The organism is Pseudarthrobacter arbutini (assembly GCF_054510915.1).
The window spans coordinates 136,853-151,449 of record NZ_JBTNDQ010000015.1; the positions used below are offsets into that span (position 1 = coordinate 136,853).

General features: G+C 59.5%; 9 protein-coding genes and 1 pseudogene. 6 read left to right on the forward strand and 4 right to left on the reverse strand.

Translation table 11 applies throughout. The features are described 5' to 3' along the window. Position 1: 1 nt before the first annotated feature. From ACX80V_RS17150 to ACX80V_RS17165, 4 genes are all read left to right on the forward strand, one after another. Positions 2-2,008 carry a hypothetical protein gene (locus ACX80V_RS17150; RefSeq protein WP_485844149.1) on the forward strand — a complete coding sequence of 669 codons (2,007 nt, stop codon included), beginning with the start codon at positions 2-4 and terminating at the stop codon, positions 2,006-2,008. After that, positions 2,005-4,377 carry a hypothetical protein gene (locus ACX80V_RS17155; RefSeq protein ID WP_485844150.1) on the forward strand — a complete coding sequence of 791 codons (2,373 nt, stop codon included), beginning with the start codon at positions 2,005-2,007 and terminating at the stop codon, positions 4,375-4,377. Before ACX80V_RS17150 ends, ACX80V_RS17155 begins: the two co-directional genes overlap by 4 nt. A gap of 125 nt (positions 4,378-4,502) precedes the next feature. Beyond that, on the forward strand, positions 4,503-6,293 hold the full coding sequence (locus tag ACX80V_RS17160) for a hypothetical protein (protein WP_485844151.1): 1,791 nt from the start codon (positions 4,503-4,505) through the stop codon (positions 6,291-6,293). Positions 6,294-6,596: 303 nt separating this feature from the next. Further along, a complete protein-coding gene (locus ACX80V_RS17165; protein WP_485844152.1) occupies positions 6,597-6,728 on the forward strand; it encodes a hypothetical protein in 132 nt (43 codons plus the stop codon). A 625-nt stretch (positions 6,729-7,353) separates the two neighbouring features. On the opposite strand, the pseudogene ACX80V_RS17170 reads toward ACX80V_RS17165, so the two are convergent. After that, positions 7,354-8,536, reverse strand: a pseudogene (locus tag ACX80V_RS17170) (IS3 family transposase). A gap of 930 nt (positions 8,537-9,466) precedes the next feature. On the opposite strand from ACX80V_RS17170, the gene ACX80V_RS17175 reads away from it, so the two are divergent. Further along, entirely contained in the window at positions 9,467-10,171 is a 705-nt protein-coding gene (locus ACX80V_RS17175; RefSeq protein ID WP_485844153.1) for an AfsR/SARP family transcriptional regulator, read from the forward strand. A gap of 31 nt (positions 10,172-10,202) precedes the next feature. Here the strand turns inward: ACX80V_RS17175 and ACX80V_RS17180 are convergent, their stop codons facing one another. Both ACX80V_RS17180 and ACX80V_RS17185 read right to left on the reverse strand, forming a co-directional pair. Next, a complete protein-coding gene (locus ACX80V_RS17180; RefSeq protein ID WP_485844154.1) occupies positions 10,203-10,454 on the reverse strand; it encodes a hypothetical protein in 252 nt (83 codons plus the stop codon). Between the two features lie 578 nt (positions 10,455-11,032). Then, on the reverse strand, positions 11,033-11,536 hold the full coding sequence (locus tag ACX80V_RS17185; RefSeq protein ID WP_485844155.1) for a DUF8189 domain-containing protein: 504 nt from the start codon (positions 11,534-11,536) through the stop codon (positions 11,033-11,035). Positions 11,537-12,693: 1,157 nt separating this feature from the next. Here ACX80V_RS17185 and ACX80V_RS17190 point away from each other — a divergent pair. Next, the gene (locus ACX80V_RS17190) at positions 12,694-13,116 is read left to right on the forward strand and encodes a DUF6855 family protein (RefSeq protein WP_485844156.1); all 423 of its coding nucleotides are present in this window, start codon (positions 12,694-12,696) and stop codon (positions 13,114-13,116) included. Between the two features lie 205 nt (positions 13,117-13,321). Here the strand turns inward: ACX80V_RS17190 and ACX80V_RS17195 are convergent, their stop codons facing one another. Then, positions 13,322-13,663: a hypothetical protein gene (locus ACX80V_RS17195; RefSeq protein ID WP_485844157.1), complete on the reverse strand. Its 342-nt coding sequence runs from the start codon at positions 13,661-13,663 to the stop codon at positions 13,322-13,324. Between the last annotated feature and the right edge of the window lie 934 nt (positions 13,664-14,597).

Sequence of the window (14,597 nt, forward strand, 5' to 3'; positions counted from 1 at the left end):
CATGGCAATCGCCGATGGAACCGGAAACGAAACGGGCTCCTCCCGCCTCGAGAACTTGCTGCGCGACCTCGACCGCATGCTCAAACAACCCTACGCGTTCGACGTCTTCGCCGCCGACTCGGTCAACTTCGGCGTCCTGACCACCTACCGCCAGACTTGGGAGTCGCAGAGCTACCAGGTCGGCGACCTCGTGTCGACCATACCCCTGGCTCCAAAGGAAGTCAGGCGCTACACCACGCGCCGCGTCGACAAGCGCACCCGGGCGGTGAAGGAGGTCGACGAAAACCTCCGCACCCAGCGGAACGAAACCACCGACACCGGCCGCGCCGAGTCCGAAATCATCGAAAAGGCAAACAGGAAGTCGAACTTCCAACTCACCGCGAACGAGAGCTTCGGCAACGACGAGACCATGAAGGTCACAGCCAACCAGCTCGTCGCCGGCTCGCAGGAAAAAGAGTCTCAGAACACCAAACGGACGTTCCACGAGAACGTCCGCAAAAGCGCCCAGGAATACCGGCAGCAGCACCGCACCGAAATCGACACGACGACGAGTTCGGAATTCGAGGAGACCACGTTCCAGGAAATTCAGAACCCGAACGACGAGCTCACCGTCACCTACCTCTTCTACGAGCTGCAGCGGACCTACCGGCTCAGCGAACGGTTGCACGGATTCACCCCGGTAGCGCTGGTCGCGAACGACGTCCCGGCGCCGGACGCGATCGACGACTCGTGGCTGGTGACGCACGACTGGGTCCTCCGGCGCGCGATCCTCGACGACTCGTTCCGACCCGCGCTCGACTACCTCACGAAGAGCTTCGTGGGTGCAGCCCTCAACATCGCGATCCTCGAGTCCAACGCTGAGGCCCAAAAGAAGGTGGTCGAAGCGCTCGGCGAGCAGGTGCGTGCTCAAATACGCGTTATCAGCGCCAGCGAGCGAGACGTGCTTTCCGCCGTCCAACAGCTGGGTTCCTCTGAACAGCAGCAAGGGTTCATCGACATCGTGAAGGGGATCTTCGACCCACTCAAAATAGCCGGTACTTCCGACACCGGGGCGGTCGATTCCGCCCAGCTCATAGTCGATTACGCGAAAGAGGCGCGCGACCGGGCCGACCGCGAGAAGGCCCGGCTGCTCGACCAGTTCACCCTCGCTGTGAGCGCTTTACAGGTGGCTATCGACAAACTCTCGTCGGCCGTTCGCGAGCATTACGACAATGTCGCCGCGATCGACCGGCTCCGGGTTCACGTGAAGGAAAACATCCTGTACTACATGCAGGCAGTCTGGAGTCATGAACCGCCCGACCAGCGATTCTTCCGGTTGTACAACATCGACGTGCCGATGGTCGAGTTCGCCTCCGAGGGCGTGACAATCGATGTGAAGAAGGACGCCGGAAGCCTCGCTGACGACCTGCTCAGCCGCAAAATCGGTTCGGTAGAACTGCCACTCCCGGAGACAACGATCGTGAAGCGCAAACTGGTCGACATCGCCGACCTCGACGAAGTGCTCGGGTACAAAGGTAATTACACGATCTTTCCGCTGAAGGACAACAATTACTTGACCCTGCGGATGATGCAGGACTACCTCGAGGTCGGCGACGACTTGCTGCAGCGCGACCCGGACGAGTTTGCCGAGCTCATGGTAGAGGAACTCGCCGAACTGGCCGCTGGCCTGTACGAGCGCAGCCCCGAGCGGTTCGAAGAGCTCCGCGAAAGGATCCGGACGGGCCTCGTCGAGAAACTGGCCTCCCCTCGGGCCGGATCCGACCTCGTCATTGTGCCGACGACCTCGCTGTACGTGGAGGCGCTGGTAGGCACGCACCCGCTGCTGGAGGACTTCAAACTGATCCACCGCGCCCTCGACGTGAAGAAGGTCCAGGCCGATGTGAGGCACCAGGAGCTGGAGAACCTGCGGCTGGCCCGCCGCCTCTTCGCTGGCAAGGACGAGGACCCTGACATCGACAAGAAGATCGTGGTCACTGGCGAGGCACCCGTAGTGGTCGGAACCGAATGATCTCGGGTCTCGGCCAGCAGTTCGCCGGACTGCAGAACCTACCGCTTCGAAAACCCGCAGCGGGGCCGGCCAAGCCGCTCGTGGCCACTCTTGCGCAGCGGGCTGCAGCGGAGCGCCTCGGCCGCGTTTTTGAGCTGACCGCCGCACGAGGCGGGCTGCCCTTAAACCGAAACGTCATCCCCACCGCCGCAGCCAACGCAGTGCTGCCCGTCGCGGTCCTCGCCGCGCTCGGTAGTGTACTCGGATCTGACGGTTTCCGGCCCCAGACCGGGAAAACCAACCGATATGCCTTGTACAAGGCCGACTACGATGCCGTCATGCCGCTACTGGAGACGGCAGTCAGGACGTGGACGAACGGAACCCTGACCGCAGAACTTGAACAGCTCAGCACTCTATTCTGGAACCTCCAGCGGACCCAGACAGCCGCTGACCTACACCGTCGGGCATTCGATGTCTCACGGGCAGGAGGCTACGGCCCCAGCGACCTCGAAATTAGTATCGCCTATGGGAACCCCCGACTGCGACAAAAGTCAGATCACCTCTATTACGATCCTTCGCTGGACAAGATGATCTACAGGTACGGACCACCGCGACCAGAAGCCAATCTTCAGCAATTGATACGCAACAGGCTCGCACCCCTGGTACGAAGGGAACTGGACGAAACTCTGTCCACCATGTTCGTCCATCCCCGAGGTACAGATATCCTCAGCGAGTACAGCGTAGGCCCTGAGGCCGGAACCCGCTGCGCGAGCTGGCACGTCGGTGCGGCTCACGACGCAGTGCTTAGGCTCCGCAAAGAACTGACCGATCCGGACAATGCCAATGCGGTCTGGCGCTACCCGGGACTCGTGCTCGGCGGCGTAGCCTCCCTCGGCCTCCACGATCTTCCCGGCTTTCCCGAGTACGCCGTCGCCGTTGGCCAGGTCTTGGCGGCCAGCCGGGCCGAGCCACTCGTTGGTGCGGCTGGTGTAGCGCTATTCGCCGTCGGGCTCGTGCTGACGGGACCGGTAGGACTACTTGTCTTTGCCACGGCCGACCTTGCCGTCGCTGGAGCTGCAACAGCGTTGGCCTTCCTCCGTGAGCGCGAGCACGACCTCGCCGCCGTCGCCTTATCTTTCAGACCAGAGGATCAACGGCTCGCCACGCCCACAACTTACACAGACGCGCTTCTGGCGGGTGCAGGGGCATTGCTCAGCGGCATCGCCTTCTTCCAGGCGGCCGTGTCATTCGGGAAACTCACCCGGATCAGGCCTTCGGGCGTCACGGAGACTCTGACGCGACGGGCCGAGGCCATCCGTGTACGTACGGACCCACCGAAACAGGACCCCACTGCGACGACCGCAAGGCAGATTGGGGACAAACTACTGGACCGTAGCGCCGCTGCGAGCAGGCAAGCCCGTGCGGTCGAACGGGGACCGGCCGAGGAGATCACGGTCACTGGCAGAGGAACCGCTACGGAGGCGGCGGCGGCACAGGCTCCAACCCCGGCATCCGCGGACCCACGAGGAACACTGCCTGCCAGGTCCGCAAGGCCTCCGGACGTCGAACCGAGGCAGGTACCGTCCGAGGCGAATCGCGAGCATGCGTCCCTCGGAAGATCCACCGTGGACACCGAACCGCCGACCGAGGTCGAGCTTGGGCGGCAGATCGACTCTGCCCGCGGCACAGGTCCACGCGAGCCCACGATCCGAGAGCTACGCATAAAGGAACGTCAGGACTTCCGCGAAGCCCAGCAGGCCAAACTAGAAGCTCTCATACAGAAGATCCGCCTCGATAGCGGGTTGAAGACTGATTACCAGAGGGAACTTAGACGCATTGAAGATGCAGTAAAAAGTGCGCGAAGGGCCGGGCGAATCGAAGAGGAAGCCGTGCTAAGGGCGCGGCGTGACGTAGTCAAAGAACTTCAGGATGAACTGGCCTCTCATGCAGACGAATGGCTGCGGATCAAAAGCTCCCTCACTCAGTTGACGGCGGAACACTACGCGGCGATCACCGCGGAGGCAGCGACGCGACCTTCTTGGGCTGCGGTCCGAGACGGAGCCCCGAGCCCGTTGTTCCTACCGCTTCGCAGCGGCGGCAAATATTCAGTGGAACATGTCTGGCCGCGCAGCCAGATGTTCCTCGAACCAGAGTTTCTCAGCCTCAATTGGGATCAGCAGGTTGCCATGTTTGCCAACAGCGACAATTTACTCAAGATTCCGCTTGATGCAAACATTGCGCGCGGGAACCGCGCCTATCGGACCTTGCCCGGATCTTTCGCGAGGACTTACCTGGTCAACCCCGCGGCACTCACGGAGTTAACCCGCCTTGAGGTGGAAGCTCAGGTCCTAATGTTGCGGCTGCTCAAGAACCGTGGACGGATCCGTTAAGGCGGCGCTCCTGCCCGATGCCGACCTGCTAAACCGGGACTTGCGAATCCACCTGGGGATCCAGGTAGACGACTGATTTGGGTTGTCAGAAATCGCAGCTGAACGATTGAGAGAGGACCTGGGTCGTGAAACCTCCCGTGTACGGTGACCGCGAGGCGCTGCTGAGAGACCATGCGACTGAGCTGGAACTCTACAAGATTCTGGTGGATATCAGATTCAAGCTGCTTACATTCGTGCCAACGGTAACAACCATTGCGGTAGGCATTCTCTCCTTGGATAAACAGAAAGCCTTTGACGAAGGAACGACGTTCCTTGTGGGCCTTGGGGGAGCGTTCACATCCCTGGCAATCGTCGTATACGAGATTCGCAACTCACAGATACACGACCGGGTCATACACCGGATCAAGCATCTTGAAAGGCTTCTCGGCTTCACGCCCTCATATGCGGGTAGGTCACCTCGCGGAATGTTTGGCGAGCGGGGCAAAGGAGAGCGTCTCTTCGGAATCTTCTTTTCCGCTCAGCACGATCGGGCACTTTCGATCGTTTATGGTGTTGTACTCGCGCTGTGGACCTGGGCTTTTCTGACGGGTCTCGGTGTTTTCGTGGGGTGGTTCGACGGGGAGGGGGCCGCGCCGGGGCCGCGCGTTAAGGACGCCATTTCCGGCATTATCGGATTTGCGGTCGCAGTTGAGATCAACCGGCAAGGAGGAATAGGAAGAGAACCCGCTATTATCTACACGCTAGACGACACGGTATGCGAAGCCGACCGCAGGGACATGGGCAAGCCCAGGACGAATGGGGGCGAAAGAATATGGGGGGACCTTAATGAGGTTCAGAAGAAGGCAAAGAGCTCGCCGAAGTCGTTGCACGACCTCATCGTCCAAATGGGGAATGCTTATTCAAGTGGCAATGGTGCCAAATGCGCCAACAAACTGGTTAACCTCGCGATTGCCAGCGGGATGATTAATGTCAGACAAAAAATTTGGCCTCCTTGGAATCCGCGAGGGCGCAGGGAACAAGCCCTGAAGGTGACAAAGAATATCCCGATTCCCTCGCCGGAATCCCTTTCCAGAGCAATTGTTGGCGGGCAGGAAGTCCTAGAATGCCTTCGCGCGAACACCGGCATGCGGCGGGGTATTACCCTGGCTCGTGACACGCTAATGCAGCGTTACGGTTCGGACGCTCCGTGGTGTTCCAGCGAAGAGATTCGATTGCGCTGGGAGCTTCTGTCCGCTGCGTCAAGGACTTCTGTTGCATCCAGGATGTACGGGCGAATTGTGGATGGAAATACTCTTCGGTGCCGTCGCCTATCCAAACAATCTCCAATAAGCTTTACTATCAAGAGCTCTCGAGGACTCACCAGAAAGCACAAAGATGTGAATCACTTCGCACACGAGGACGGCGACCAACGAAGCGCCAGCGACTACCTCGAACTATGGAAACATTATGCAGCATTCGGCGGCGAAGATAAAAACCGTATGGTCACCATCGCCTCATACATCTTGGGAGTCTCGGCCGCGGTACTCGGCGTCATTGTATCCCTACTGAAAGACGACGAATGGATTACCTTTAAACAGCCCCAGCAAGCAGTTATGTTTTCTGCACTCGGCATCATCATCTCTGGCATCGCGGCATACACTGTGCTTCTGTACGCAGGATACTCAAACCAAAATTGGCAAAAGGCAGATGATATTGCTAGGGACCGCGGATGGAGCGACCTGTTGCCTCAACCATCACAGGACACAGTAGGACTCCGCCCGCTCGTGCGGATAGGCAATAGACTTGCCGAACCCTGTGAACCCAGGAGTAATATAGCCCCCGTGTTCAGGGTGTTTGCTGCACTGTCTATTCTATTTTTTTTGATGCATCTAATCATCATAATCAGGTCTATTTCTCTGATCTTGGTCGCGATGTGAGAAACCCAGGTTTGCTGACTATTGATTGAAGGAATTGGCGGCCCCGGGTGGTGTCCCGGGAGTTCGCTGGGATGGGCGCGTTATCTTCCACAAGAATGCGTGAGGCTGTGGCTCGCAGGCCAAGCGCGAATCGGAGCCCAGCAGCTCATTGTGGTTGTTGGGGAATTGATTCCCGGACTTGGCTGAAGAAGGGGCACGTGGCCCTGCTGGGATCAGGACTCCTAGGCATGGTCTGATGTTGCTGGGGTGACTTCGGCGGTCACTCGACACATGGGTCACCGCCCTGATGCCAGACAATTTCTCATGGCCGTGAAACGGGTCAGTGTCCGAGCAGCGGACTTTGATGGGGATGGCCGTGGAGAGGTTTTGGTGAACAGTCCTTGGGGGATCGGCATCCTGCAGCAAAAGGGCAATACGTTCATCAACCCGGTGTGACTGTGTCAATGTGACCGCAGCCAGTGGGGCCCTCTTTGGAGGAGGCTGCTCAACACGGCCGACAACCTCATCGTCCCCGCGGTGGACTTCGATGGGACCGGCAGACGGAGATCCTCGTGACCAATCCCTGGGAGATTGGCATCCTCGAGCAGGCGGAAACGTGCTGGGCACCCCCCAACGGCACCCCCTTTGGAGGACTGCTGCACACCGCCGACAACGAGTTCGGCGTCTAAGTATTGACACTCAACAGACGAATATCGGGAACAAACAGTCTTTGCTCCATTCTCTGAGGTGCAGATTCCTAAGCCTTGATCCAGTGGGTGCTGACCGGGGCTCAGGCGGCGTTTTAAGCCGAGAATGCCTGTCTTAGACGAAATTCGGACTAATTATTTGGACCAGGGATTACCTAAATGAAAGAAAGCCCTTTCATTTTCATGACTGCCAAACCGTCGTCTTATTCGCCCTTCAAAATACCGATAATGGATCGCTATCGTCCGCGACGGGGAGAGATCAAGCCGCACATTGTCGTTGGTCCAACGCATCTAATCAGGAGGCGACATCTCCCGTACGGGATCTTCTACTGAGCTGCTGCGGGGATTTCGGACAGCGGAATTGGTGAATTCTTCTACGCTGCCAAGGCTGGCTGTTGATAACCATAGTGGACATCGTTGGGCCGGCGGTAACCAAGTGCGGAGTGACGGCGCCGGCTGTTGTAAAACCCCTCGATGTAGCGGATGACGTCGCTCCGGGCTTGTGATTTAGTCGCGTAAACGGTCCGATAGACGCGCTCGTTTTTCAGGGCAGAGAAGAACGATTCGGCCATACTGTTGTTCCAGCACACCCCCGTGCGCCCCATCGACGATCGCATGCCCAGGCCGGTCACCAAGGCCCTGAACTCGGTCGAGGTGTAGACGCTTCCCCGATCGCTATGCCATATCGCGAGAGGCTCGATCAGGGTCGTGGCGGCGGCGTTCCTCAGCGCATCGGCGACGAGCTCGGTGCGCATGTGATCGGCGATCGACCAACCAACGACTTTCTTCGAGTAACAGTCGATGACGGTGGCAAGATAAACAAAGCCTTGCCAGGTGTGGATATAGGTAATGTCGCCGACGAACTTCACCCGGGGCGGTCGGCGGTGAAGTCCCGTTTGACGAGGTCGGGCATGGCCGCAGCTGCCTCAGCATCAGCCTCGGTGGTGATGCGGAACGGGCGTGGCTGGCAGGCCACCAGGCCCTGGCAACGCATGATCTGCCGCACCAACTCCGGAGAGCACTCGGTCTTTTCCGCTGCGAGATCAGCGTGGATGCGCCGGTACCCATAGGTGCCCTCGGCCTCCTCGAAGAAGTGCTGGATCCGCGCCGTCAGAGCCTGACGGCGGGCCGCCGTGGCCGATTGCGGACGCGTGGCCCAGTGATAAAAACCGGACGTCGAGACGGCCAACCACAGGCACATCTTCACCACCGAATTCAGATTGGCGGGCTCGGCTTTTTGGGAATCGATGAATTCATACTTGCTCACTACCGCTGCTCCCGCGCGAAGTAAGCGCTGGCTTTTTTCAAGAAGGCAGTCTCCGCCCGCAGCTCTTGAACTTCACGCTCAAGCTCCTTCAACCGAGCCCGTTCCGTCACCGTCAGATCCGTCTCCGTGCCGCCGTTGGCCTCACGGTACTTGATGAGCCAGTTGCGGAGCGTCTCGGGGCCGACACCGTACGCGGTGGCAACGTCCTTGATCGGCCTGGACGTGTTGATCACCTCGCGGCACAGCTCGTCCTTAAACTCCTGGGTGAATCGTCTGCGTGATGCGGTCATGCTGATCTCTACTTTCGGTAGACCCTCATTTTAAGAGGGCCCACTGTCCGAGATCTCCACGGCAGCTCAGTCGGATCCGTCGACAGAGTGCAGGTGTGTGGGGTGCGGACTTTTCTTCCGGGCAGTTCTGGTCTTGGTCGATCCGCCCGACTTTGCCATGTCAGGCTGCAGGGCTGTTGCGGACCGGCTGGGATACACATCCTTGGTTGTGTCATTCCAGAACGGCCGCGATTCTCCTGCATCGTCGGACGGCCGGTATTACCTGGGGCAGACCGAATGGCACGACGTTGAAGCTGCGGTGTCGTATGCCCGGGGCAAGGCGCAAGCCAGATAGTGCTTTTCGGCGCTTGATGAGGCCGCTTCAGGCTGAATCGATTCGGATAACATCACTTGCTATGGCTCTGGATTGCTCAATCTCTTCTGAACGGCCTGCACGGTGAAGCAGGCACGCAGGCTCCGCCGCATCTTTGAACTGAGTCGCGAGGAGCGACTCTCCGTCATCGGCGGGGCAGATCGTGGCAGTCGAAGGGGCGTTGGAGAGGATTGCCAGCCGAGAGCCTGACCACAAAAGTCGTTGGTCATATTACCCTTCCGACTGATCCTCTTGAGGATGCCGCCGTTACAAGATGGAAACCAGCCCTGTCGCTATCCGGGCGATACCCGTGATGAAGTCGAAAGGTCGCTCGCTGATGAGGACCGCCAGGACTCCAGTTTTCACGTGTCGTGCCCTGTGAGTCCCGGACCGCCTGCTCAGGCGAAGCGCCAACACCGATTGCTCATGGGACCCCGAGGAAGCAACAGAACATGCTTTGTTACCCCGGGAGATCATCAGATTGGGAATGGCCATTGACATCCCGCACCAAACTGCGGATCGTCGTTGCTAGATCTGATCCAGCTCTTCAGACCCAGACTGAATTGGGGGGGGCACCCATGGGCAATGACGGCTATGGACATTTTCAATTGAGCCTTCTTCAAACGTGGCAACTCCGTCGTGACACTGGCATCGTGCACGTTGCAGCGCGGCAACAACGGCTCATCACGGCGCTGGCGATCACCGGTCCCCGTCCCCGAAGCTATCTCGTCGGTCTGTTGTGGCCTGAGAACTCCGAGGCGAGGGCGCTCGAAAGCCTGCGCGTCAGTGTGCATCTCGTCTCTCGGCAGGTACCTGGCCTGTTGATAAACGGCGGCACGGTGCTTTCTCTCAGCGAATTCGTCGAGGTGGACCTCCACCGGGTCCGGGCCCAAATCCGGGAGGTAAGCCTCGGCGGGCTCAACGGAAACGTGGCCTCATGCCTGCACCTGTTACGCGACGCGGAATTGCTCCCGGGCTGGTATGAGGATTGGGTTTTGTTCGAACAGAGCCGGCTGCGGCAGGAACGGCTCCAGGCTTTCACCATCATTGCTCGCGAGTCGCTGGCACGCTGTGACTTTGAGTCTGCCTTGGATGCAGCGGAGGCAGCCTTGGAAGTGGAGCCCCTCTACGAAAGTGCGGTTGGCCTTCTCATTCAGGCCGAGAGCAAGCAGGGTAACCGCGCTTCCGCGCTTCGAGTTTTCGAGAAGTATCAAGCGAAGCTGAATGAGGACATGGGCCTCGCGCCGTCGGAGGTCATTCGGCGGCTCGCTGCCGACATTTGAGGCACCCACGCCGCACACGAACGAGGGACGCCTAGGCCTCGCCAGGGGAGAGAGATTGGCTAAAGAGCCACTCACGCACAACGTTTAGGACCTCGTCCGGATCGGCAGTCGAGACGGTGTTCGGTTCATTGCCCGGAGTCTGCCCGTAAGTTACCCTGGCGCGAAAACCTGGCACCTGGTCCGGCTCGTACCAGGTGCGGATGACCAGCGTGCCCATGGACAGCATCGCGGAGTCTGTCCCGTCGTGATCGGAGATTCCTGACGGACCATCATCGTTTGTCATGCGTTTCACCTTATTCCCAGCCTGCTTGCGGTCGCCGGCTGCCTTGATGGTGCAGCACCAGAATCAGGAATCTGCTTGCTTATGCATAAGGTTTGGTCAAGATTGCCTTCATTGAGCATGACTGACCTGGGCCTTGGACGGAGGCAGCGGACGTATGCGGCCTGGTACCAGACCGGATGATGAGAGTGGCCACGGGCGACCCGGCGTTTTGTTGGTTTCTTTGCCGCCTTCTGCTGGCGGGCCGCAAACTGCGGTCGCTACTACCAGTACATGATGGCTGTTTGTACCGATTCACCGGACCAATAAAGCCGCACCCTTGCCACATAGCTACGGCCCTGAAAGAGTTTCGCGGAAGTGCGGGAATTCGAGACCGAGACCCCGCACTTCCATTCCCGGAATGCCTTCCGCACTGCATTCGGCCGCGGCTCAGGGCCTTCCAGGAACCAGTGCAGAACCGTGCCGTTGACCCAGGGTTTGCGGTTTGGCATCGCAATGCGGCCGGCGAATTTCTGCAGGCATTACTCATCCTTCCAAAGTGGTGTTGATTAAGGTCGCGGTCCGGCGCCTGTCAGGGACTTTCACCGGGCATCAGTCCCGTGCCCTGTGCATCGCCGACCGGCTGCCCAGCTGGAAAGCGACGGTGCGGATGTGAGGACGCCGCCCAGGCTCTCCCAACCGGAACAGCCGTTCTGCAACCACTTATGCCACAGTGCCGAGTCGGTGCCGCGAACGAAAACAGCGATCCGCCCGTTGCTCCACGAGACCGCACCGGGAGAACTGGTCAGCACGCCGCCCAGGCTCTCCCAACCGGAACAGCCGTTCTGGAACCACTTGTGCCACAGGGCCGAGTCCGTCCCGCGGACGAAAGTGTCCAGCCGGCCCGGGGCCCACGACGATACGCTGCGGCCCGTCGTCAAGACGCCGCCCAAGCTTTCCCAACGAAACCATGTCATCGAACGACTCCTCACCGCTAGGTCGTCCAGAGGGCGGCCGATCCCATTTCTCCGTGAATAGTTTCTGACCGTGCAACTGCTCCGAAACCAGTAGAGCCGCAGTAACGTTACTGACGCGTTATCGGACATTCTCGGCTTGAAATTTCAGGTATGGCCCCGGCTTGCGCAGTTGCACCGCCCTTGCGCAATAACACCGCCGTTACGCTGGACGTGTTGAAATCTCCACAGCCGTGTGCCTGTAGTCCATTTCGGCGCGGTGCGCTTACTTCTTGGAGAGGGCTACGACATGAGCTACCCTGCGTTCGGCGAGCTCAGAAGGGCGAATTCGGGGTGTGGACATTACTGTCCACACTTTTGGCTTCGGACTCGGTGGTACTGGTGCTGGACTGGCTCGGATTGCTTATGTTTTCGAGAGTTCCCAGTGTTTGCAAGGGCTGGAATGCGGTTCGAGTCCCACCTCGGGCACGTGCTTTCCCTGTTCAGGGGCTTGTGAGCTTCTGAGTGTGCACAAAGTGTGTGTTGTAGGAGCCCCTTCGAGGGCCTTTTTTGTTGGTGGCCGTTGCTGTGGCCGGCGTGCTCCTTCCAGTAAAAGCTCGATGGCTCGGGTATCCGTTACTTCTTCATTGTCGCGCACGGAGCGGGCGGCATGACCGGTTCCGGCTGCAGAAGTCTTCTCTACTTTGTACTCGCTTTCCCTGTGGGCATTCATGACATGGCAAGGATCTGCTCGCGTTGCGGCATGCCTTCCTACAGTGTCCTGGCCTGTTCATGGCCTCGCCGGCGTTCCTGTGAATTGTCTTCACGCAGTCATCGACGGCGTCCGCTGTGCGGCCTTCTTTTGTGGAGGCCGGCAGGGGTGTCTGTCAGATTTGTGCGTCGTTCTGATAGCGGAGTCACCGCTGGGTTTGAGGGTCCGGAGGGCAACTTGGGGAACCGGGAGCGATCCAAAGTTTGGCGAGGAGATAAGCGACGGAGGAGCGCCGAACGAAACTTTGGATCGTGAGCGGCGCGTAGCGCCCTGGTTGCGTGGAGGACTCGCCCAGCGATGATGGGGATCAGAATGACAAACAGCGATGTTGCTTCTGGGGGTTCATGGAGATGGGGGAGTGGCGCGGCATGATAAGGATGAGCACCGCGGTCGTGGCGGCACGGAGGAGTCCTGTGTTCACCGACCAAATCCAACAACCCCAAGGAAGCAGGGACGCGCCGGAAAGCCCGATGGCAGTGCATTTGGTCGGGAGGCTGAGCCGAACACGGAGTAGTACAGGCGCCAAGAAGTGCTGACCATGTCGCAAGGGACCAACGAAGACCCCTGGAAGCTGGCCACAGCCCCGGGCACCTCGGAATACACCATGTACCGGGAAGAGGACTCGCAGCCGCCCGCGCTGGTGTGCCAGGTCGGATCCACGACGCTCCGGTACCATCTCAGTGTCATCGAGGACCTGCACCAGTGGTTGATGGAGCAGGGTGACTGGGTCCCGCTCGGCGCAGCCGACGAGAACAAGCCTGCGGCCGAAGGCAACGTCGAGGCCTGGGGCGCGGGACCGGGGGTTAGGGAACTCGGATCGAGGCGATCATCTTCTCCACGTCCCTGTGCTCTGCAGATCCCATCCAGGATTTCGCCTCGTCGACTGTCGGGAAGTACGTGCGGCCGCCGAATATTAGGACTCTCGTCGAGTCGCCGTTGCCGCCTTTCATGCCGGATTTGACGATGGCGATACCGACTAGGCCGACCAGATCTACTTTGGTCGCCGGGACTCGTGCAGCTGATAGGCCAGTGTGTACGAGGACCGGCTGAGGCCAACCGAGACCAGCAGGAGGTGGAGTGATGCCCGGCGTTACAGTAGCCTTCCTCGAATCCACAATGATGCTGCTGACATGGGTCGTGCAGGAAGCGCATGGTGCTCCGGGCTGCTAAATCGTGAAGTTCCCGTAATTCACCTCAGCTTCTACAGGGGCTGTCAGGGGAGGGGCCTCAGCGCCCCACACTTGAAGCACGTCGAGGGTCGCCATTTGCTTTCCCGCAGCATTACTCACAGTCAGATTTCCATTGGAACCGGACACTGACCAGGATTCGGGGTAGGTGAAACTGTAGGCGATGTCTGCCGCCACTCCAGAAATCGTCTTGTCTGTCGCGGTGGCCTTCTTCTTTGCCGCAGCTTCCTTAATGGCTTTCAACGACGGCTCGAACTTGAACTGCCTGACGCTGTCGAGGAAGACCGACCCATGCCGGACGAACCGGGTCTGCGCATCCACGCTCAGGGTGTCGCTGAACTAAGAAGCAAGATGTAGTCGAAATGTACGGGGCTGGTGAAGCTGTACTTCTAAATGGCGACGTGTAGGAGGAGTAGTGATCACTCCCAAGAAATCAGGCGGGTGGTTTCCGACCCCGTCGACGTCGCCGGCCTTACTGAGATTCGTGTCCATGGCGTGGGCGCCACCGGACCTGAGGCGCTACTCGGAGACCTAAGCCCGACGAGGGTCGCAGGCGAGCGCATCGCTCGGACCTTCGAAAGGTATCAAGCGAAACTGAAGGAGGACATGGGGCTTGCACCTTCGAAAGCTATTAGGCGGCCTCGTCGCCGAGCGGTTGTGACAACCAAATAGAGAACATTAGACGTCACGGGGCGGGACAGATCGGGCAAGGAGCCACTGGCGCACGACGCTTAGGACCTCGTTAGGATCAGCGGTCGAGACAGTGCTCGGTTCACCGCTTGGGGCTTGGCTGTACGTAACCCTGGCGCGAAAACCTGGCGCTTGGTATGGTTCGTGCCAAGTGCGGATGACCAGCGTCTCCATGGACGGCATCGCCGGGTCTGATCCGCCTTCATCGGAGCTTCCCGACGGACGATCATCATTGGTCATGGCCATTCACCCTTACTCTCAATCTGCGACCACCCACATGGTGGGGGATCGCGGACTATCCACCGTCCGAGTCCAACTCCGTTGTCGGCCGAACGCAGCTTTGGACGCTCGGCCCCAGGAACCGATAGTCCCCCCGGTCGTCTTGATCCTGCTGCACAAGAATCAGGAATCACCCTGCGTTCGCCAAAGGTTTGGTCAAGATCACCCGGGACGAGGGTCTAGTCCGAAAATGAGGTGACGTCCGTTCGGTCGGCGCGCGTGGGGGTGCCCGTGTGGCGAGCGGGAACCACCGGTTTGTCTTTGGAATTGGGAGTCAGGCGGCAGG